This is a genomic window from Alkalibacterium thalassium (assembly GCF_900101165.1).
Taxonomy (GTDB): domain Bacteria; phylum Bacillota; class Bacilli; order Lactobacillales; family Carnobacteriaceae_A; genus Alkalibacterium; species Alkalibacterium indicireducens.
The window spans coordinates 1-21,986 of the sequence record NZ_FNFK01000005.1 but is presented as its reverse complement, the minus strand read 5'-3'; the positions used below and the strand labels follow the sequence as shown (position 1 = coordinate 21,986).

The 21,986-nt window shown below is 41.7% G+C and carries 20 protein-coding genes and 1 tRNA gene; 2 read left to right on the top strand and 19 right to left on the bottom strand.

Going from position 1 to position 21,986, the window contains the following annotated elements; translation table 11 throughout:
• Positions 1-85: 85 nt before the first annotated feature.
• From rpsT to pdhA, 16 genes are all read right to left on the bottom strand, one after another.
• A complete protein-coding gene (gene rpsT / locus BLR76_RS02275) occupies positions 86-337 on the bottom strand; it encodes a 30S ribosomal protein S20 (protein WP_091264941.1) in 252 nt (83 codons plus the stop codon).
• 153 nt (positions 338-490) lie between these two features.
• Positions 491-1,528, bottom strand: a complete 1,038-nt coding sequence (holA, locus tag BLR76_RS02270) for a DNA polymerase III subunit delta (protein WP_176759580.1) — start codon at positions 1,526-1,528, stop codon at positions 491-493.
• A complete protein-coding gene (locus BLR76_RS02265) occupies positions 1,512-3,890 on the bottom strand; it encodes a DNA internalization-related competence protein ComEC/Rec2 (RefSeq protein ID WP_091264938.1) in 2,379 nt (792 codons plus the stop codon). Before BLR76_RS02265 ends, holA begins: the two co-directional genes overlap by 17 nt.
• Before the next feature lie 13 nt (positions 3,891-3,903).
• A complete protein-coding gene (locus BLR76_RS02260; RefSeq protein WP_091264936.1) occupies positions 3,904-4,380 on the bottom strand; it encodes a ComE operon protein 2 in 477 nt (158 codons plus the stop codon).
• A 93-nt stretch (positions 4,381-4,473) separates the two neighbouring features.
• A complete protein-coding gene (locus BLR76_RS02255) occupies positions 4,474-5,142 on the bottom strand; it encodes a helix-hairpin-helix domain-containing protein (protein ID WP_176759579.1) in 669 nt (222 codons plus the stop codon).
• Between the two features lie 472 nt (positions 5,143-5,614).
• On the bottom strand, positions 5,615-6,652 hold the full coding sequence (locus BLR76_RS02250; protein ID WP_091264931.1) for a SepM family pheromone-processing serine protease: 1,038 nt from the start codon (positions 6,650-6,652) through the stop codon (positions 5,615-5,617).
• A complete protein-coding gene (gene coaD, locus BLR76_RS02245; RefSeq protein ID WP_091264930.1) occupies positions 6,653-7,150 on the bottom strand; it encodes a pantetheine-phosphate adenylyltransferase in 498 nt (165 codons plus the stop codon).
• Positions 7,151-7,708, bottom strand: coding sequence for a 16S rRNA (guanine(966)-N(2))-methyltransferase RsmD (gene rsmD / locus BLR76_RS02240; RefSeq protein WP_091264927.1), 558 nt, complete (start codon positions 7,706-7,708; stop codon positions 7,151-7,153).
• 369 nt (positions 7,709-8,077) lie between these two features.
• The gene (locus BLR76_RS02235) at positions 8,078-8,398 is read right to left on the bottom strand and encodes a YlbG family protein (RefSeq protein WP_091264926.1); all 321 of its coding nucleotides are present in this window, start codon (positions 8,396-8,398) and stop codon (positions 8,078-8,080) included.
• Positions 8,399-8,467: 69 nt separating this feature from the next.
• Positions 8,468-8,743 (bottom strand): DUF1507 family protein, encoded by a 276-nt coding sequence (locus BLR76_RS02230; RefSeq protein WP_091264923.1) that lies wholly within the window; start codon positions 8,741-8,743, stop codon positions 8,468-8,470.
• Between the two features lie 121 nt (positions 8,744-8,864).
• Entirely contained in the window at positions 8,865-10,697 is a 1,833-nt protein-coding gene (gene typA / locus BLR76_RS02225) for a translational GTPase TypA (protein ID WP_091264921.1), read from the bottom strand.
• Between the two features lie 187 nt (positions 10,698-10,884).
• Positions 10,885-11,664, bottom strand: a complete 780-nt coding sequence (locus tag BLR76_RS02220; RefSeq protein WP_091264919.1) for an inositol monophosphatase family protein — start codon at positions 11,662-11,664, stop codon at positions 10,885-10,887.
• A 137-nt stretch (positions 11,665-11,801) separates the two neighbouring features.
• Positions 11,802-13,208: a dihydrolipoyl dehydrogenase gene (gene lpdA, locus BLR76_RS02215; RefSeq protein WP_091264916.1), complete on the bottom strand. Its 1,407-nt coding sequence runs from the start codon at positions 13,206-13,208 to the stop codon at positions 11,802-11,804.
• 12 nt (positions 13,209-13,220) lie between these two features.
• Positions 13,221-14,573 (bottom strand): dihydrolipoamide acetyltransferase family protein, encoded by a 1,353-nt coding sequence (locus BLR76_RS02210; protein ID WP_091264914.1) that lies wholly within the window; start codon positions 14,571-14,573, stop codon positions 13,221-13,223.
• Between the two features lie 128 nt (positions 14,574-14,701).
• A complete protein-coding gene (locus tag BLR76_RS02205; RefSeq protein ID WP_091264912.1) occupies positions 14,702-15,679 on the bottom strand; it encodes an alpha-ketoacid dehydrogenase subunit beta in 978 nt (325 codons plus the stop codon).
• Between the two features lie 2 nt (positions 15,680-15,681).
• Positions 15,682-16,788: a pyruvate dehydrogenase (acetyl-transferring) E1 component subunit alpha gene (pdhA, locus tag BLR76_RS02200; RefSeq protein WP_091264908.1), complete on the bottom strand. Its 1,107-nt coding sequence runs from the start codon at positions 16,786-16,788 to the stop codon at positions 15,682-15,684.
• A 442-nt stretch (positions 16,789-17,230) separates the two neighbouring features.
• On the opposite strand from pdhA, the gene def reads away from it, so the two are divergent.
• Positions 17,231-17,806, top strand: coding sequence for a peptide deformylase (def, locus tag BLR76_RS02195; RefSeq protein ID WP_091264905.1), 576 nt, complete (start codon positions 17,231-17,233; stop codon positions 17,804-17,806).
• 104 nt (positions 17,807-17,910) lie between these two features.
• On the opposite strand, the gene BLR76_RS02190 is transcribed toward def, so the two are convergent.
• The 3 genes from BLR76_RS02190 to BLR76_RS02180 form a co-directional block, all read right to left on the bottom strand.
• A complete protein-coding gene (locus BLR76_RS02190) occupies positions 17,911-19,248 on the bottom strand; it encodes a DUF1576 domain-containing protein (RefSeq protein ID WP_091264903.1) in 1,338 nt (445 codons plus the stop codon).
• Between the two features lie 43 nt (positions 19,249-19,291).
• A tRNA-Ala gene (locus BLR76_RS02185) sits at positions 19,292-19,364 on the bottom strand.
• A gap of 104 nt (positions 19,365-19,468) precedes the next feature.
• Positions 19,469-20,248 (bottom strand): Cof-type HAD-IIB family hydrolase, encoded by a 780-nt coding sequence (locus BLR76_RS02180; protein WP_091264901.1) that lies wholly within the window; start codon positions 20,246-20,248, stop codon positions 19,469-19,471.
• A gap of 209 nt (positions 20,249-20,457) precedes the next feature.
• Between BLR76_RS02180 and BLR76_RS02175 the strand changes: the two genes are divergently transcribed.
• Complete coding sequence (locus BLR76_RS02175; RefSeq protein ID WP_091263916.1) at positions 20,458-21,867, top strand: ISLre2 family transposase; 1,410 nt, start codon at positions 20,458-20,460, stop codon at positions 21,865-21,867.
• Positions 21,868-21,986: the final 119 nt, after the last annotated feature.

Below are 21,986 nucleotides of genomic sequence, written 5' to 3'. Positions count from 1 at the left end.
CTCTCTAGCAGTCATTCAAGCTTAGTTTATCATAAAAAAAGTATTCTCAAAGACTTTGCGTCTCAAGAGAATACTTTTCAGTCAATTATGCTAATTTTTTGCTTAAACGGGACTTGTCTCTAGCAGCTTTGTTCGGATGAACAAGACCTTTTGCAGCAGCTTTATCGATCGCTTTAACAGCTTTTCTGTAAAGCTCCTGAGCGTTGTCTGCGTTGCTGTCTACCGCAGCAACAAATTTTTTCTTAGCTGTTCTCATTGAAGTAACCTGACTCATGTTATTCAGTCTCTTCTTAACGTCTTGTCTCTGTCTTTTTTCAGTTTGAATCATGTTTGGCATAGGTAAAACACTCCTTATATCGTCTCAATTAAATTGGTCTACAGATTATTGCTCATATCCTGCAATAAATGACAACCTTAACAGTTGATTTATTCAACATTCCTCATTTTACAATATCTGCAAGCTTTTTTCAATGATTTTTTCATTCATTGCTTATATCTTCTCCTGCAGTTTGGAGAATTTCCAAATAAACAGCTCGATTTGCAGCTCAGGATCGACCTTTCCAGTCTTTATTTCATGGTCTGCAGTTATAAGCATGTGATGCGCTTGAGACAGTACAGGCTGAGGAAACTTCTGCTGTTTCTGTACAGCCAGTTTTATACGATAAGGGTGTACTTTCAGTATCGTTGCGATATCAGACTGCTGATATCCCTTGTTCTTAAGTATCTTCACCTGCAGGAGCAGTCTGAACTGACTGATCATCAAAGCTAAAATCTTTACAGGGTCTTCTTTCTGAGTCAGCAGATCCTGATAAAGCTGGATCGATCCACCGACATCTTTTTTAAGTACGCGTTCGTTCAGCTCAAAGATATTCTGTTCCAGTGACTTGGATACCAGCTGATGAATCGCATCGATCGATACTGCCGTTTCTCCTGAGTGGTATAAGGCCAGCTTCTCCGCTTCTCTGATCGTTCGAGTCAGATTATGATCGGTCAGATTAACTAAAAGATCTACTCCTTCTCTGGAAATCGACAATCCTTTCTGACTGAAAAAAGACAGCGCATATTCTTTTACATCCGTCTGCTTATCCGGGTTGGCTTCAATTACTTCAGCCTTCTTCAATACAAGTTTGGTTATTTTCTTCCGCTTATCCAGCTTATCATACGGTGCTAGAAAAACCAGAACTGAAAACTCAGAAGGATCATTGATATACCTTTCCAGCTGCTCAATTTCATGAGTAAAGGAATGTGTCACCTTTTTTCCTGTAAAGATATAGCTGTCATGTACAATGATCAGCTTATTACCCCCGAAAAAAGGATAACTTTCAGCTTCATGAATGACATCCTGTATCGGGGTGTCGGACAGATCGAAATGGTAGATGTTCATCGGGTCTTCATTATCTTCTTCCATTCTCTTATTGAAGGCTTTTACAGCGTTATCCAGGAGAAGTTCTTCTGTTCCCCAAATCAGATAACAGCTGTTGAGCTTATCATTGGAAATGGATTTCAGTTGCTTAAAAGCTGTTTTCATCATTTGACTCCTTACTATCGTTATCAGTCATTACGTTAAATGCCCCTTTTTTCTGAAGGTAATTGTCCAGATACTTGAGGTCCGAATAGGTATAGCGTATGCCCCCATTCTCGTCGGTTCGAAACAGAGAGACCGGATATCCGCTCAGCTGATCGATTTTTTCCCGATTAGGATGACCGAATCGGTTGTTCTCCCCAACAGATATCAGAGCATAGTCAGGGTCGATCTGTTTTAAAAATGCTTCGTGTGTAGACGTCCTACTACCATGGTGAGCAACTTTCAGTACATCGACATTCAGTTCAGGGAAGTGCTTCATTATATTCTTTTCTCTTACTTCCTCTATGTCTCCCGTAAACAGCCAGTCCAGTCTTCCATATTTGCCCAGCAGAACGATAGACTGGTTGTTTTCATTCGTCTGATCTGTCCAGTTGTCATGAATGACATGAAGCTGATCTGTCAGCTTCACAGGTTCATCGGGTTTTATAATTCGAACGTTCAAGGCACCTTCCTTTATCTGGGAAAGAGACTGTCGAAAGGCTGAGTGGTTTTTTGTAAAGTCATTCATCACCAACGTCTTCACAGGAAAGGAATGGATAAGTTCGCTCATGGCACCATAATGGTCCCAATGCGGATGGGTAATCACCAGCTGATCGAGTGTTCTGATTCCCAGACTTTTCATCACAGGAATCAGTACCTCTTCTCCCAGCGTATAGTCATTGCTTCTGATCTGCCACTCTTCCTTTTCATTCCATACCTGTAAGCCTCCAGTGTCGATCAGAACAGATCCTCTCCCGAATGGTTCTTTAATCAGAACTGCATCGCCCTGACCCACATCGATCATCATAACCTGGCCGATCGGTGAATAGGTATTCACATTTATAAGCAGCAGGAGCAAAGCTGCAACCGGTATGGTAGAAATTAACTTTTTACTCTTTTCCACTTGAAGCAGTCCTAAAATACAGAAGACGATCCATAGTACAATCATGGTTCCACTGAACCTTCCTGTGACGACCATCAGTGACATCGCCTGATCAATGATCAGACTCGCCTTTTCCATAATGACAATCACCCACCTGACCAGTTCATCCAGAATAAGCCCGAATTGAGTAAGTGCAAGAAGCGGTGAGCTAACGAAAAGAATGAGAAGCGCTGGCATAAGAAGATAGGTGACATACGGTACGAACAGACTGTTTAAAAAGAGCACGCCCCAGGACAGCTCGTAGAAATGAAAGCTGAGAACTGGTACGGAAAAAGCGAATAGTGCACAGTTGACGAGAACTATCTGCTTTATTCCCGACAGATCCCTGAAAAAGGCCTGATCAGAAAGAAACAGAAGGATGAAGCTCATAAGAAAGCTCAGCTGAAAGCCCACTGAAAAGATGATCACTGGCCGTACAAACACGGCAAGACAGAATGTGAGTCCCCAACAGTCAAGCGATGTCAGGTGCCAGTCGAGAGTATCGGAAAGGTATCGGATCCATGCCTGCATGGCCGCCCGGTATATGCTTATGCCAAAACCCGCAAATATGTAGAACACCGGCAGGATGAAAAGAAAGACCAGCCTCTTCGACTCTCTGGTCACAGTCATACCAGTCATAATTCGGTCCATCATACCAATCAGCAGTGAGACATGTAGTCCCGAAATACTAAGAAGATGAATGATTCCTAACTTCTTGAAGGTCTCGGTCACTTCCGCTCCCAGTTCCCGCCTGTCTGCAAATATCAATGCTTTGATATAGCGTCCGGTAGTCGGCTGAAAGATCCGGTCACAATAATTCAGCAGGTCTTGTCTAAGCGGATCTGTTTTGTAGGCCCGTTCTAAAAAGGATGGCGCAAGGTCAATGTCTTCTATCTCATTCGTATACAGAACATAGGTTATATTCTTTCGATTCAGATAGGTCCGATAATCAAACTGATTGAAGTTGGTTGCCTGACCTGGCTGGTTTAACTCGCCTTCAATCAACAAGTGAGATGGAATAAGTGCTCTGCGTTCTTCTTTTTCCTGTTCGCTGGATAATCGGTGTACCACCATGACTTCATGACTAACCTTTTCGTTCATTGCAAACCCTTGAAAACGAAGACGATCGCCATCTACGGTCCAACTTGTTTGCTTAACTTCAACAAGATAGGAGTCTTCTGGAATAGAGTCCGACGGATCAAATTGATCGTCAGCTGCGTGCATACGGATAGTGACGACAGCTAGACTGAAAATAATCAGTCCTGTCAGACGACGGTCCGCAGACCTTACTGTTTTAATCATGGCGCTGATGAGTATGAGAAGAAGCACAGTATACCCCGTCAGGATATACGATACCAGTAAACCTATCAGAATAGAAAAGATGATCAGTCTTCCTCTAATCACTAGTCAGGAATTATTAAACAGGATCAGTGTAAACGTGCTCGATTGTTTTGAAGAAATCCGTCGGTACAGATATTTTTTCCGTCAGGACACCGGCTTTTTTAAGCAATTCAACGGCATACTGATGGTTTCGATAATCATTCAGATAATATATTTTTTGAATCCCGCTCTGTATAAGCTGTTTTGTACATTGCAGACAAGGAAAATGAGTGACATAGAGATCGGCTCCTTCAGTTTTCACACCGAACTTGGCACATTGAAGCAGCGCATTAGCTTCTGCATGGACTGTTCGCACACAATGTCCGTCGACGACAAAACAGCCTTCATCGATGCAATGAACATCACCGCTTACCGATCCATTGTAGCCCCCGGAAATCACTCGTTTGTCTCTGACAATCGTGGCACCCACTGCAAGTCTCGAGCAGGTGCTTCTCATGGATAGAAGCATGCTCTGAGACATAAAGTACTGGTCCCATGGTATTCTCTCATTCATCTTGTCACTCCTTGTCAAATGTGTTCAATATGTTCAGTGTCTAACCTATTTATACAGTATACAAGAGCGGAACTTGTGAAGCAATATTCTCTGTCAATGTACGATAATCTGATCCTGGATTTTTTCAAACGTCTTTTCTCCTATTCCCGATACATTTACGATGTCTTCTGGTTTTTCAAATGGACCTTGTTCTTCCCTATAAATAACAATAGCTTCTGCTTTTTGTGGCCCTATGCCATTTAATTCCAACAGTTCTCCTACTCCCGCGGTATTGATGTTTATTTTACCTTTATCTGTCTCTTCTCCGTACGGGCTGATCTCAAAGAGTGGCAGATCAGCCTCTTCTCCTTCATATGGAATGTAAATGACCATTTCATCATATAGGAGCTGGGCGAAATTGACTGCTTTCACCTCCGCCTGCTCCACTGTTCCTCCAGAAACTTGGACAGCATCCGCTACACGCTGTCCAGACTGCATTTCGTAGACACCGGGTTGGTTGACCGCCCCTTTCACGTCTACAAATACAGTCGATACTTGACCCTTGTCGGTATTGGGTGAGGCTGCATCCACAATATTGTCTCCGCCTTCGTCTTTGGGAAGCTCATCTGCTGACAACAAGCTATCCAGCGTCTGCTCCTCACTCGACGGCAGCTGCTCGTACGGAGCTTGCTTTATTATAAGCAGTCTGTAGCCTACTAAAGCAATAACTGCCGCAGCCACTGCAGTAATGATAAATGGTTTCAATTTTTCAAACGTACCCACTTCACTCTCCCTTCTGGTCATACTATACATATTTACCATTTAAGCTAAAACTCACTAAATTAATGTCGTTTTTTTGTAATGGATTGAGTGAAGCAATAAGTTTGCAGGCATAGGGAGTTGCTGCTAAGACAACTTTTGCGACAGACTCGAGCTTTTAGTTGCAACAAGTTGGTTCTAAAAAACGTCTTAAAACCAGATCAGACCAGACATAACGGATGAATTGAGTGAGTCTTAAAATGAATCAAGCAGCTATTCGATCATCAAAAGATATCTTCTGATGAGAATACCATCCTCTAGATGAGATTCTTCAATTATAGAATCTCTTTATCACCGTTTTGTCTGATGTATTTATTCGCAGATTATCTAAAATACATCTAAAAGAAAGCCTTTCTAAGAATACAAAAACCGCAAATCTCGGGAGGACACCCAGATTTGCGGTTTTCTATAATTTAAAGCGCTGTTCAGCTGTACCTTAATCACCAACCAGCTGATCCAAATAGCTGATAGCATCGCTGATATGTTGTACAGGAACGATTTCCATCTCTGTATCAATTGCTTCAGCTGTTTCCAAGGCAAGATAATAATTCGACACGTAATCCGGTATAAGAGCAATCGTCTCCTCATCTACGTGATCGTCAGGTACAAAGAAGATATCTGCCCCTTCTCTGTCAGCAGCTACGACTTTTTTATCGACGCCACCAATGCGACCAACTTCCCCGAACTCATTGATGGTTCCAGTTCCAGCTACCTGCAGGTTATTTAAGGGGAAATCTGTAATCTGTGTATAGACTTCCAAGGCAAACATCAGACCTGCTGAGGGGCCACCTATATTTCCAGAGTTGATGACTACTGTCGGATCAGTTTCTACTTGTGTCCTGGTCACAAGAGTAATTCCAATACCTGGCTGACCCGTACTTTCAAGCACGACAAGATCACCATTGACCGTCAGTTCTTCGCCATCTCTTTCAATAAGAAGGGAGACCGTATCTCCGGCATCCTTCCCACTTACGCTATCAACGAATTGCTGAGTGTTTTCAAAGCGCTCACCGTTCAGTTCCAGAATAATGTCTCCTGGAGAGAGCTCGTCTTCAAACTGAGACTCGTCTGATACACTCATTACATATACGCCTAGGTAATCGATGTCATAAGGCAAGCCTGCTTCCTCGAATGCAGCGACTTTCGCCATATCAATCGAATTGCTCATGAAATACCTCTGCATAGTCCGGTATTCTTCATAATCATCTATCTGACCAAGTAACTGATTCTCCCAGACACCGGAGTGAAAAGGGAGGAACTGGAAAAAGCTGGTGAAAGGCGTTGCCTGAAACATTTCGACTGTCGTCAACATATACCTTCCATCGACAGGTTCCACTACACCTTCGACTTCAACCAGCGGATTTATTTCAACGGCACTACCCGGTCTTTCAATATAATAAGGAATCGGCACAAAGAAAAAGAAGTAGAAAACAGTGGCATAGATTATACCTTTAATAATTTTTCTTTTTTTCACTTAAGAGGACCGCCTTTTAATTACTGCATCTATAAGTGCTCCAGCTACATTAGAAGGAACAAGTGAATCGATTTTCCCATTGTAATAGGCAATTTCCTTGACCATAGTCGAACTGATCGACCGATACTGTTCATCGGATATCAGAAAGACTGTCTCGATATTATTATTCTGTATCTTATTCAAGGTCGCGATATCTACCTCATATTCCATATCTTTAATTGACCGGATACCTCTGATCAATATGGAAATATCCAGTTCTTCTGCAAGAGAAACGGTCAGACCGTCGTGAGCCATTACACTCACCTGTCTGACTCCGTTATCCTCAAGAGCGGTTCGGATCATGTCAACACGCTGATCGACTGAGAACCAGTATTTTTTCGCTGTATTGGCACTGACGACTACGACAACTTCATCAAACAGTCGTGACGCACGTACAAGAATATTGATATGTCCACTTGTCACAGGATCAAAACTGCCGACATACATTGCTTTTTTCACTTATTCTTCCACCCATTCAAATATAGTCAGTTTAGTGGTACCATATGTCTTTTCTTTATATACTGCCAGCCTGTGACTGGTAGGAGTGATCAGGACGTGTTTATCCGTTTCACATACAATCAGTGCGTCCGGTTTGAGAAGCTCATACGATACCAGAAGTCCGATAACCTCTTCTATCTGCTGCTTCGCATAAGGAGGATCCAGAAACACTAAGTCAAATGTTTCTTCTGCTGTTTTAAGACTAGCAAGTGCCTGCCTGTCTTTCTTTTTCCATACTGTAAATTTATCTTCTTCTCTTGTCATTTTTACGTTCTCATTTATCACAGATACAGCTGACTGATTGATATCCACCAGATAGGCTTTATCCATACCCCTTGAGACCGCTTCTATTCCAAGAGAGCCGCTTCCGGAATAAAGATCAAGTGCAGTTCCTCCACTGAAATAAGGACCTATCATATGAAAGAGAGATTCCTTGATTTTATCCGTCGTTGGTCTGGTGTTCGATCCTTTTAAGCTTTTTAAGGGTCTCCCACCATACTCACCGGAGATTACACGCATATATTTCCATCCTTTATCTTATAAGTGAACTACCCACCACTTAAATCCTTTGGATTTTGAAGTGGGAGCTTCCTACGAACTCCATTCTTGTTTGCACAAAATTCATGCAGACAGAGGAATCGGATATGGGTAGGCTCAAAAGGCAGTCCCTGCCTCATAGGTTTTCTTTTACTTGGCTAATGCCAAGGAATACTTAGTAGGCTTGGTTATCGCCTAAGTATAGACTTGGTTTTCGTCTACACAAGAAGTATACCAAATGAAACGGAAGTTCGCGACTTCAAGCTATCGCTTGACCGAAATTCATCTCCCACTTTCACTGGTGCTTCGTACCCATACGTTTAGAAGTGGGAGACTTCTTTCGGAATTACGTTAAATGACTCGTCTGGATGTTTCCAGTTCAGATTTTTCAAGTTCAGTTTTTTTCTTTGCCATCTCCGTCACTTTGTCGAGAACACCGTCAAATGTCTTCGGCAGCTCGCACTGGTAGGCATTTTCCACTTTTCTGACGAAATGCTGTTTGCTGATGGTTCTACTCAGATCTTCACGTTCGTCCTTGTTCACATACAGAACTGCGTAATTAATATTTTTAGAGACATAGTGCACTAGCCCATAACGTTTTAGTTTATTTACATATTTTGTAGTATAAAGCCATACGATAAGCCCGGCTCTTCCATTTTTTTGTTCGCTCATTAGATTCACCTTCAAGAGTTTTTTTCATTATATCAAAAAAACCCTCTTTGTGAGAGGGTTTTTTAAGTTTCAGTCATTTTGTTTAGAGTTAAAAGCCTCTGAGTAAACATCATTTAAATGTTTCTCAAGGGTCCCGAGCATCAGATGCCCTTCTTCTTCATCAATCATACCCATAGCGATAGCAAATTCTACTTTCTTCGAAAATCCGAACATTTGAGTATCTATGACTTCTTCAAAAGCAGGACACGATACACAAAGATGCTGCTGATTTTCAATCAGTGATGATATCTTTTTCGCATCTTCGTTAAGAACATCTTTAGCTAGAGCAGTCTGCAGCTGATCCATAGGCATTTCCTTTCCTTATCATCCATAAGTAGTCTATAACTTACATTAGTATAGCATACTGCTCAGGAATGTGAAAGGCTATATGACCTGGAGATCAGCTTCAGACTATCACACAGTTTAATTAGCTGTTAGATTTCTTAGCTGCTTTTTCACGTTCATTCTTGTTCAGTATCTTCTTTCTCAGTCTGATTGACTCAGGCGTTACTTCACAGTACTCATCGTCAGCCAGGAACTCAAGTGATTCTTCAAGTGTCATGATTCTTGGACGCTTGATGACATTGGTCTGATCCTTGTTAGCTGAACGAATATTTGTTTTCTGTTTTTCTTTAGTCAGGTTAACGGCCAGATCATTGTCACGGTTATGCTGACCAACGATCATTCCTTCGTAAATCTCAGTACCCGGTTCTACGAAGATCACTCCACGATCTTCCAGGTTCATAATGCCGTAAGTTGTAGCCACACCATTTTCCATAGAAACCAGTGCACCATTTCTACGTTCACCTGTTTTACCGCTAAGCATTGGTAAATACTGGTCAAATGTGTGGTTCAGGATTCCGTATCCACGTGTCATAGATAGAAATTCGTTAGTAAATCCAATCAGACCACGGGCAGGAGCAAGGAATATTAAACGAACTTGTCCATTTCCAGTATGAATCATGTCCTGCATTTCTGCTTTTCTAGTTCCTAAGTTTTCAATGACACTACCCATGTATTCTTCTGGAGTATCGATTTGAACTCTTTCAAACGGTTCAAATTTCTTACCGTCGAATTCTCTAATAATAACCACAGGTCTGGAAACTTGCAGTTCGTATCCTTCTCTTCTCATATTTTCAATAAGAATAGATAGGTGCAGTTCTCCTCTACCTGAAACGATCCATTCGTCAGGTGAGTCTGTCTGTTCAACTTTTAATGATACGTCTGTCTGTAACTGAAGCATCAAGCGCTCTTCAATTTTACGAGAAGTCACAAATTTACCTTCTCTACCAGCAAATGGAGAGTTATTTACAACGAAAGTCATTTGTAAAGTTGGTTCGTCAATTCTAAGGATCGGAAGTGGATCTACATGATCAACAGGTGTTACCGTCTCTCCAACAAAGATATCTTCAAAACCGGAAACAGCAATCAGATCGCCTGCTTTAGCCGATTCAATTTCAACACGCTGTAAACCGAAGTATCCAAACAATTTGGTTACACGGAAATTCTTAGTTGTGCCGTCAAGTTTACTTAATGTAACGTTATCTCCAACTTTAATGGTTCCACGGAATACTCGTCCAATTCCGATACGACCGACATAATCGTTATAATCAAGTAGAGAGACTTGGAACTGCAGCGGATCTTCGCTGTTATCTACTGGAGATGGAACTTCTTTAAGAATACTTTCAAAGACTGGTTCCATCGTTTTTTCCTGAGTGCTCAAGTCTGCAGAATAGCTGCTTGTTCCGTTGATTGCAGAGGCATAGATAACCGGGAACTCCAGCTGATCTTCGTCAGCATCCAGTTCGATCAGCAAATCTAATACTTCGTCAACCACTTCGGCTGGTCTAGCAGTATCTTTATCGATTTTGTTTACGACAACTAGTGGACGAAGTTTCATTTCCAAAGCTTTCTTTAAAACGAAACGTGTCTGAGGCATCGTTCCTTCATAAGCATCCACGACAAGGATAACACCGTCAACCATTTTCATGATTCGTTCCACTTCTCCACCAAAATCGGCGTGTCCTGGGGTATCCAGAATATTGATACGGTGATCTTTGTATTTAACTGCTGTGTTTTTCGCAAGAATCGTAATACCACGTTCTCTTTCGATATCGTTGGAATCCATAGCTCTTTCCCCTAGTTCGCTGTGCGCGTCCAGAGTGTCCGACTGTTTCAGCAGTTCGTCAACCAAGGTAGTTTTTCCGTGGTCAACGTGGGCAATAATTGCAATATTTCTTATATCATCTCGTCTATTCATAAATTTCCTCCAGTTTGTGGTTCTAAATCAATAATTGGCTTATAGTGTTTTCATAACACTTTCATATACTTTCACAAAAAAAAACACTTACTCCTGAATACCTAACTCAAGAATAAATGTTTCCCAGATATCCTGTATTGTTGCAGAGAATATTATATCAGTAATTAGAAGACATGTACAACGTTTTTTAAGCGTTAAGCATCTTAATAATGTCTTTGTGTGCATTTTTTGTCGAAAAGACAATGTCATTGTTAGTCAGGAGATCGATCGGTTCATTAGTAAACGTCACAGCAGACATCCCCAACTCTTCCATAAATACAAGTCCAGGAGCGACATCCCAAGGTTTGAGATTAGAAGCCACATAAGCCACTACACTTCCCTTAGCTACCTCTACACTCTCAAGACCAGCAGATCCTAGCATACGTACTCCCATGCTCGTATTTCCAATCTCACGTATAATTGTTTTTTCTTCTTTCATCATCAGTGCAGAACTGGCTGCAATCAGTCCCTCTCTGAGTGAAAGGTCCGCAGGTTCAGCTAACCTTTGACCATTACAACTGACGCCTTTCCCTTTAGTTGCGCTGTACAATTTATCTCCCGTGATGTCAAACACATAAGCAGATTGGCCTATTCCATCTTCATAAACTGCCAGCATAACGGCGAAGTTTTCTTGCTGCTTGACGAAGTTAAGTGTGCCGTCGATTGGGTCAATAAACCAGACAGTCCCATCCATACTAGATACATCGTCTCCAAAGCCTTCTTCCCCTACAACTTTATCATCGGGGAAATGCTTACGAATTTTTTCTACTAGTTCCTCTTCTATCGAGCGATCCATTTTCGTTACCAGATCGTTGTCTGCTGTTTTCTGCTCGACGTTCAAATCATTGTTCTTCTGTTCAGTAATATATGACTTGATTTCTTTTAACCATTGTAGAATCAATGCATGTCTATTCTCTGGATTTGTCATCGTATTCTCCTCTTCTGTGTCGAATGAATAGGTTTATTTTAATAAAAGTGAAGACAAAAAGCAAAATCTTCGGTGACTATGTACAGAAAGAAAGACCTCTAGTCATACTAAAGGTCTTTCTAACCAGTTGTTGAATCTTACATGTGGATTGGTAATCCTAAAGCAGCTTCAGCAGCATCCATAACTGTTTCGCCTAGTGAAGGGTGGCCGTGGATAGTCAATGCGATATCTTCAGCATTCATACCACTTTCAATAGCTAACCCTAATTCAGCAATGATATCAGATGCACTGATTCCTGCAACCTGAGCCCCTACAATGACATTATCTTCTTTTGTAGTGACCAGTCTGACAAATCCTTCAGTGGCATTAAGAGATAATGCACGTCCGTTTCCGCCAAGTGGGAATTTAGTGACTTTAATATCCATATCCTGTTCTTTCGCTTCACTTTCTGTTAAACCAACAGAAGCAATTTCCGGATCAGTGAAGGCTACTGCAGGAAGTGCACGGTAATCTACCGCTACTTTCTTACCTGAGATAGCTTCCGCTGCGATTTTAGCTTCATAGCTGGCTTTGTGAGCCAACGCAGGTCCAGGTACAACGTCTCCGATGCCCCAGATGCTTGATACGTTCGTGCGTCCCTGATTGTCGACCTTGATCAGACCACGGTCTCCAACTTCAACGCCAGCCTGTTCAAGACCTAACTCGTCAGTGTTTGGACGACGTCCTACAGTGACAAGTACGTAATCCACGTCAAGAGATTTTTCTTCTCCTTTAGCTTCATATTTAACTGTCACTCCGTTATCTGAAACAACAGCTTCTTTAGCCATTGCATCAGTAACGATGTCAACGCCACGAGATTTAAAGTTTTTCTCAACAAGTTTAACCATATCTTTGTCGAAACCATTAAGGATAGATGGCAGACCTTCAAGGATAGTGACTTCGGTACCTAAGTTAGCGTAAACTCCTGCTAATTCAGAACCGATGTATCCACCACCGACGATAGCCATTTTTCCAGGAATTTCAGATAGGTTCAATGCGCCAGTTGAATCAAGAACACGTTCACCGAATTTAAATCCTGGGATTTCAACCGGACGGCTTCCTGTTGCAACAATAGCGTTGTTGAAAGAATAAGTCTGAGCTTTATCTTCGCCCATAACACGTAGAGTATTTTCGTCAACGAAGAAAGCTTCTCCGTCAAGAATCTCAACTTTATTCTTCTTAAGCAGACCTTCAACACCTTTAGTCAGTTTAGAAACAACTTGATTGTTCTTCCATTCCTGAGTTTTAGCGAAGTCGATCGTTACGTTCTCAGATGATACACCAAAAGATGTAGAATCAAGAGAATCCTGGTATTTGTGACCAGCAGCGATCAATGCTTTAGATGGAATACATCCAACGTTCAAGCATACACCACCGATATATTCTTTTTCTACAATAGCAACTTTCTGTCCCATTTGAGCAGCTCTGATTGCAGCTACGTATCCGCCAGGTCCAGCTCCGATAACTACTGTATCCAGTTCAATTGCGAAATCTCCTACTACCATTTACGATTCACCTTATCCTTCCATTAATAATAATTCAGGATCTGCTAATAGACGTTTAAGTTCGTTCATAGCTTTCTGACCTGTCGCTCCATCGATTACTCGGTGGTCGAATACTAGTGACAATGCAAGCATTGGAGCAGCAACGACTTCACCTTCGTCGTTTACGATCGCTTTTTTAGCGATACGGCCAACACCTAGAATGGCAACTTCAGGGTGGTTGATGATTGGTGTGAACCATCCGCCGCCAACAGAACCGATGTTGGAAATTGAAATAGAGCCGTCAGCCATGTCGCTGGATTTCAATTTACCTTCGTGAGCTTTAGCCCCAAGTTCTGAAATTTCTGATGCAATGTCGAACATTGATTTCTTATCAGCATCTGAAACAACTGGCACGTAAAGTCCCTGTTCAGTATCTGCAGCAATACCGATATTGAAGTAGTTTTTGTAGACTACTTCATCAGTTGTATCATCGATAGATGAGTTCAATGCCGGGAATTTCTTCATAACTGAGATGACAGCTTTAACAATGTAAGGTAGGAATGTCAGTTTAACATCCTGCTCAGCGGCAATCGTCTTGAATTTAGTGCGGTGAGCCATCAATTTAGTTACATCAACTTCATCGAACAGTGATACTGAAGGAATTGTCAATGAACTGTTGACCATTGCTTTAGAGATTGCTTTACGAGTAGTAGACATTTTTTCTCTAGTTTCTTCATCAGAACGACCAGATTTGAATGGTTTCGCTTCTGAAGATACACGTTGAATGTGCTTGCTTTCAGTTGAAGTTCCTTCTTCAGAAGAAGACCCTTGATCAGCTGATTTAGATTCAGCAGATGCTCCGCCACCTTGCAAGAAGCGGTCGATATCGTCTCTAGTTGTACGTCCACCTTTACCAGTGGCTTCAACCAGGCTGATGTCTACATCTTTTTCACGCGCATATTGTCGAACAGATGGCATAGCCAGTACACGTTTATTCGGATCAGATGTTTTAACTACCTCACCGGAAGTAGCACCTTCTGAACCTGCTGGATCTGTTTCTTCTGTTCCAGCAGCAGTTTCTTCAGATGACATTTCAGATTCAGCTGCTTCTTCAGTTGAATCAGCTTCTTCCTCGCCACCTTCATGACCTTCTGCGTCGATCTCAACGATTGGATCTCCTACAGAAGCTACTGTACCTGGTTCAACTAAGAATTTTTTGATTGTTCCATCAACTGGAGAAGCTAGTTCCTCAACTGATTTATCGTTTTGGATTTCTGCAATCGAATCGCCTTCTTCAACTGTGTCTCCCTCAGAAACTAACCAGCTGACGATTTCGCCTTCAGCCATACCTTCCCCAACATCAGGGAGTTTAAATGTAAAAGCCATTATTCTTCTTCCCTTCTATAATGATTTCATTTAAGAAATTAAATTTACTCAATAAGGAACAATCTTTCTATTCTCTTGTATCGAGTTAAAAAGAATGTTCCTTTTTGAGTTTACTGTATCAAATTATATTAAAATTCAACGGTTTCTTTGATTGAATCAGTAATGTCCTTAGCGTTCGGCAACCAAGCGTTTTCAGCTTGTCCGAATGGATAAACTGTATCAGGTGCTGTAACAAATCCGATAGGTGCTTCCAGAGAAAGGATTGCACGTTGAGACACTTCAGAAATAACCGTGTTTCCTACTCCAGCCATGCGCTGAGCTTCCTGAACCATGACCATGCGGCCAGTTTTCTCAACAGAAGCTACAACAGTTTCATAGTCGATTGGAGAAACAGTACGCAGGTCGATCACCTCAACAGATACGCCGTCTTTTTCAAGCTGTTCAGCAGCTTTCAATGCTTCACGGACCATGTAACCATAGGCTACAACTGTTACGTCTGTTCCTTCTTTAGCTACAGCAGCTTTACCTAGAGGTACAGTGTACTGTTCTTCAGGAACTTCATCACGGAAAGAACGGTAAAGTTTCATGTGCTCAAGGAAAACAACCGGATCTTCGTCACGGATTGCTGAAGTTAGAAGACCTTTTGCATCGTAAGGGTTTGAAGGGATAACAACTTTAAGTCCAGGAGACTGAGCCATTAGTCCTTCAAGACTGTCTGCGTGCATTTCAGGCGTGTGTACTCCTCCACCAAATGGTGAACGAACAACTGCCGGAAGGTGCAGTTTTCCACCCATACGGTAGCTGGTACGAGCCATTTGACCAACAATTGAATCCATTACTTCGAATACGAATCCGAAGAACTGGATTTCCATAACTGGACGGAAACCTTGAACAGCTAAACCAAAAGCCATTCCTCCGATACCAGATTCAGCAAGTGGAGTATCACTGACGCGATCTTCACCGTACTTGTCGAAAAGTCCTTGAGTCGCACGGAATACTCCGCCGTTTTTACCTACGTCTTCACCGAAAACCAGGACTTTTTCATCACGGGCCATTTCCTGATCAAGTGCTTCCGTGATTGCTTGAATCATTGTAAGATTCGCCATGATTATTTACTCTCCTTTGCTTCGTATTTCTCAATCTGCTCTTTAATGTTCTGACCAGGCTCATTGTACATGTTTTTCAGGAAGTCTGAAATTTTCATCTTAGGAGCTTGATCTGCTTCTTTAGCAGCTTGTTTGATTTCTTCTTTAGTTTCTTCAATCAGTTTTTCTTCCTGTTCTTCTGACCACAGACCTTTTTCAGTCAGGAAGTTACGGAAGCGGATAAGTGGATCTCTCTGTTCCCAGTAGTCAAATGATTCCTGTTCACGGTAACGTGTAGGATCATCACCTGAAGTTGAGTGAGGGCCGAAACGTGACGTGATTGTTTCGATCAATACTGGTCCGTTTCCTGCAGCAGCCCATTCACGAGCCTGTTTAGTAACAGCATATACTGCAAGTGGGTCCATTCCATCAACTTGAACACCAGGGATACCTGCAGCAGCAGCTTTCTGAGCAAGTGTGTTAGCAGCAGACTGCTTCTCACGTGGAGTAGAGATTGCATACCCATTGTTTTGGATAAAGAATACGACAGGCGCTTTGTAACGTCCGGCAAAGTTCATCCCTTCGTATACATCACCTTGAGAAGATCCACCGTCACCAGTATAGGTGAATGTCACTTCATCTTCTTTCCCAGCCATTTTCTGTCCCACGGCATTACCCATTGCTTGAATAAATTGAGCACCGATAATGATTTGAGGTGGAATAGCGTGTAAATCTTCAGGATAGTTGTTTCCTTCTACATGTCCACGAGACCATAAAAAAGCCTGTGATACAGGTAGACCGTGCTGGATCAACTGAGGTACATCACGGTACCCAGGATAGAACCAGTCCTGTTTCTTAAATGCAAAATGACTTGCTAACTGAGAAGCTTCCTGCCCCATAGTAGGTGCATAGAAACCTAGTCTTCCCTGACGTGCAAGTGCCATTGAGCGATCGTGAAGAACACGTGACCACACCATTCTTCTCATTAATTCTACTAATTCATCATCAGATAAATCCGGCATAATGTCTTCGTTGACGATTTTCCCATCTTTATCCAGAATTTGAACCATCGGAAACGAAGCTTCGATTGTACTTAGTAATGCTTCGTAATCAACTGGTTGCTTTGCCATAGATTACCCATTCCTCTCTGTTTTTAAAGTTCAATATAACAGATAATATCCCCTGTTACATTTTAATCCATTCCTTTCTAAATCTATCATGATTCATGAATTAATGCAAGCGATATTCATGTAGTGTCGCAGTATAAATCCTTGATATTAAAGCAATTACAGCCCATTGTGATAACTATAACAAACACGCTGTTATACTTTCCCCATACGATACCCTCCGGAACTTGATTAATTAAAGTAATACAGGCATTTTATCTGTTATATAAAAGAACTTAGAGCTATGTCTTTGTACCATTGGAAGGATAAGCAGCTTTTCGCATGTGAATCAGATCACTATTTATTATTAGAATACTTTTATTTTGACTATAGGAATATTTGAGGTGCGGGACCTATTCATATTTGTTAGAATAGGAAAAGAATAATAGCATTGGAGGTTATATGCGTGTTAACTATGAAAGATGTCATTAGAGAAGGACACCCTACTTTAAGACAAATTGCTGAAACAATTGAATTTCCTTTAGATCCTGAAGTAAAGTCGCTCGCAGAAGATATGCTTCAGTTTTTAAAGAACAGTCAGGACCCTGACCTTGCTGAAAAGTATGAATTGAGACCTGGAGTGGGAATCGCAGCTCCCCAGGTCGATGTATCTAAAAGGCTGATTGCTGTACATGTCCCTTCGGCAGATGAAGAAGACAGCACCCCCGAGTTCAGCGCTGTGATGATCAACCCTAAAATCATCAGTCATTCTGTCCAGCAGACTTGCCTGTCAGATGGAGAAGGCTGCCTGTCTGTCGACCGCGAAGTTCCAGGCTATGTCCCAAGACACAAGCGGATTAAAGTGGATTACTTTGACTTGGACGGAAAAAAACAGAGCATTCGACTAAGAGATTTTCCGGCAATTGTCGTCCAGCACGAAATCGATCACCTGAACGGCATCATGTTCTACGATCGAATCGATCCTGAAAATCCATTGGCACTGCCAGATGACATTGATGTACTAGGTACAGTAGAAGACTAATACGAATGCGAATTACCTGAATAATAATGTAAAAAGACGATAGTCCTTCCGGCTTAAAGTGGCCGGAAAGACTATCGTCTTTTCAATTTAGGTTAACTTATAAGTCAGCGTTCCTCTACTCTAATTTCATCCGCAGGATCCACCGGTTCTCTCAGCTGTCTTCTCTTCTGCTGCTGATACTGAATTGCTTCCAGCAGAGGAATCATAATGGCTGCTACGAAGCCTCCTGCAAACCCGTTATTATATAAATTGATCCCACCATGCAGATACCCTGTATTGCTGACGACACTAAGGTGAAGTGCGCCGGCAAGAATACCGATCAGCGTGCCGTAGCGACCTGCTATAGGCGCAATCGTCGTCCCGAACAACCCTGCGATTACTACCGATGTTGCACTCATGTCGTACCCATTGATATATCCCATCAAGGTGACCCCTATGAGAATAGGAATAACGTTGCGGAGGTGTTTCCCGAATGCACCGAACCCGACAACTGTAAGTATCCCACCGATAGCCGGTCCGTTTATTTCTCCGCCATGAAACAGCACATAAAATGTCGAGACAAAACCTAGCAGTGCCATATTGATCAGGGTAACACTGAATCCGTTGGTAGTAAGAAAGTCAGTGGACAGCTGGCCGGAATGCTTGATCAGTGCGCCATAACCATTCAGCGTCCAGGAATTTAAATACAGCCCCCCTACTAGCATCAGAGTAAACAAAGTTAAAAAAATGATAGTAAATGGCTGATTGTTTCCGCTGGATATCATTGAAACGGGTTCAATGTCTCTACCAGTACTTCTCAGAAGTGAGGTAAAAATTGTTCCAACTATACCGCTGGTGAAACCAACGTTGTAGACACTGAAACCTTTTGTAAACCCGACAAAGTGCTTAGCCAGAGGCGGAAGGATAAAGCCAGCAACAAATCCGACTAAGTATCCATAAAAAATACCTACCGGGAGCAGCAGACCTATATTGAATGTCACTTCACTCACCAGCGGTCCAAGTGCTGTCCCGAATAAAGCGGCCAGCAAGGATTTCTCTGCCGGGACTCCCGTTACCCTTGCATAAGCAAAAGCACCCAGAACAATCGGCATGGAATTATACAGGTTTTTACCAAAAAATGAAAAGGCAGCTACTGTAAAGACAGCGGCAATAATCGGACCGTTGACTTTCGCCCGCGTCAGGCGGATGATACCAATAGAATGCGCTGTCAATAATGCAGAATTAAAAAGCGTAGCGCCTACGTTTGAAAGTGCAAAATAATCGGTTGTCAGATTGGCTGGAGAAGTTAAGATCGTAATCTGTCCAGTGATGATTTCCTGAGGGGTATTGAATAAGAATGCCAGAGAAGCAAAAAACAGTGCCAGACTTAACAGAAAGCCATACTTCACATTCTGTGATATGACAGTGTATTGAGTAATATGCAGCTGGTTTTCAGATATCACATCAATTCCTCTTTCCTCAGCGTAGTTACGCTAGATGGTTGAATGGAGATAGACGGGCTCGAACCGACGACCTCTTCGCTGCCAGCGAAGCGCTCTCCCAACTGAGCTATACCCCCTGCGTCATACTTTCTTATTATTACTCATAGACCCTACTTTGTCTATAAGATCATAGAAAAAAGACTGGTTTCCCAGTCGTTTTTCACAAGATTGACATATTTCATCAGTTGAAACCCAATTTTTCAAGAGCCAGCTGAATACCATTCTCACTGCTGCTTGTTGTTACAAGATCAGCAACTTTTTTTACCTCAGCTTCAGCGTTACCCATCGCTACACCAGTGCCGACATGTTTAATCATTTCCATATCATTAAATCCGTCACCGAAGGCCACAATATCTTCATTTCTTATATCAAGGTGTTCAGCCAGACGTTCAATAGTCGAAAACTTGGATCCTCCAACAGGAAGAACATCGACCCCTTTGTCGTGCCATCTCACAAATCTGAAATGATCAAATTGTCCATCTTCATACAATGAGGATTCTTCTTCTGTATAAAAAATCAGACACTGTACAAGAGACTGTTCCTTATAGTAGTCATGATCGTGTTCAGGTACTGGAAACCCGACATGAGCCATTCCTTCCTCCATCCTCTTATTTGCCTGGCTGCTTCGTCTTTTGAGCTCATCGACAGTTTCATATACAATTTGATGTCCGTTCTCGTCAGCTAATCTAATAAGGCGATCAAGCTCATCCTTATTTAAAAAATTGGTATAGATTGAATCGTGCTTATAATATGCAGCTGCACCATTGCAGACAATATAGTTTTCAATGGCCAGTTCCTCAATAATTTCTGAAGCCATGGTCCGGTTTCTGCCAGTAGCTATAGCTACTTCATAATTTTCAGCCAGTCTCTTAACTGCCTCTCTCGTACTGTCAGGAATCTGCTTGTTCTCGTCCAGCAGAGTGCCGTCAATGTCAAATACGAATAATTTCCTGTTTGCCATATCTATTTACACACTTCCTTTTTTCACTGCTATTCTCCTACTATATACATAAAGCAGCATTTACTCAATGCTTTATCAACAGATTGTTTCGATGATGGCGGCTTCTATGTGTAAAATTAATGTCGGAAGAGGGGAAATTCGACCTAGACAAAAAGAAAGAAGACCCTTAATCTAGAGATAACGACAACGCTAGAGAAAGAGGTCTTCTTATGAATCAAATTATATCAGAAATCATCACAACTTTAAAGGATTCTTCTTCCCTTTTAGAAGCAGAATTAGCCTTAGAAACGGTTTTTCAACGTATCACTCAACAGTTACTCAGTGCCGCTATTAAACAGATTGATTTAGAATTACTTCATGATTACAAAGAACAAGGATATGAGATTGACAGTGTGCCTGACCGTACGCTTCAATTTACATTCGGAACCGTTGAATTTGAACGCCACCGTATGCGAAAAGAAGGCGAAAAAAGTGTGATTCCTTTTGATAAAGCCGTCGGCTTAAAGCCTAGAATCCGTAATTCTCCTCTTGTAGAGATGAAAGCAGCTCAAATAGCTTCAGATGGAACGTACCGCAAAGCAGAAGAAGCTATTAATCTTCTTACATCTTTTTCGCTGAGTCATACGACCATTCATACTATCACTCAAAAAGTCGGTGAAACCATTCAAGAATGGACAGAAACAGCACCTCTTCAAGACGAGACGTCTCAGAAAGATAAGAAAAAAACGCCTGTCTTATTTATTGAAGGTGACGGGTTAATGCTTACAAAAGGCAAGGAGAAAAAACGTCCTGAGATTCATCGTGTTCAGTTTCATGAAGGGGTAGAGTATAAAGGAAAACAGAAAAGACCTGTCTTAATTAATTCTAAAATGTTTGAGAGTACTGTATCAAGTAAAGAAGCTTTTAAACGTGCAAGCCTTTGGTTAGAGTCGCTGTATGATATACGCGAGACGATCGTCATTTCAAACAGTGATGGAGGCAGTGGTTACGACAAAGATAAATTCCATCAAATCATTGGCAAATGCCAGCGACACGAACATTTTAGAGATGCTTATCATGTAAACGAGAAAATCAAACAACGAATGTATTTTGATAAAAAGATGGAAAAGAAAATGAAAGAAGCTGTGCGTACATACGATTGGGATCGTATTGAAACCATAATCGCTACAACGGAGAGTCGCATTGAAATTAACAATGAAAAAGCAACTGAATTTCAGGAAGAACTTACCATGTTAAAAGCTTATCTATATAGAAATTGGGAAAGTCTTAAACCATTTAAAATGAGGGATTTACCCGTAAATAAAGGGATTGGTGTTTGCGAAAGTAATCATCGTCCTTATAGTTATCGTATGAAACGACAAGGACGAGGGTTTTCAGCTCAAGGTGCTGGGAATGTAGCAGCGATCATATCTGCACGTAAGAACGGAACGTTTCTCAAAGCGCTAACAGATAAAATACCGGAACTTACAACGAAACTCCAGCCGGAGTTTAAGGGTGCAGTGAGAGCAGCTTTGAAGAAAAGCCAACATAGACCTTCAATAGGTGTAAAAATTGGAAGAATAGCTAATAATGGCTCTCCATCAAGTCCAATGGGGCAATTACAGAAATTATTTAATTAGAACTGACTTTCTCAAGCCTTTTAAAAGCTCGAAGAGCAAAAAAGGCTTGAGAAAGACAAAAACAATAAACTACGTTTCAGATTTCTAGAATAAATTTCCGAGAATAACTTTACACATAC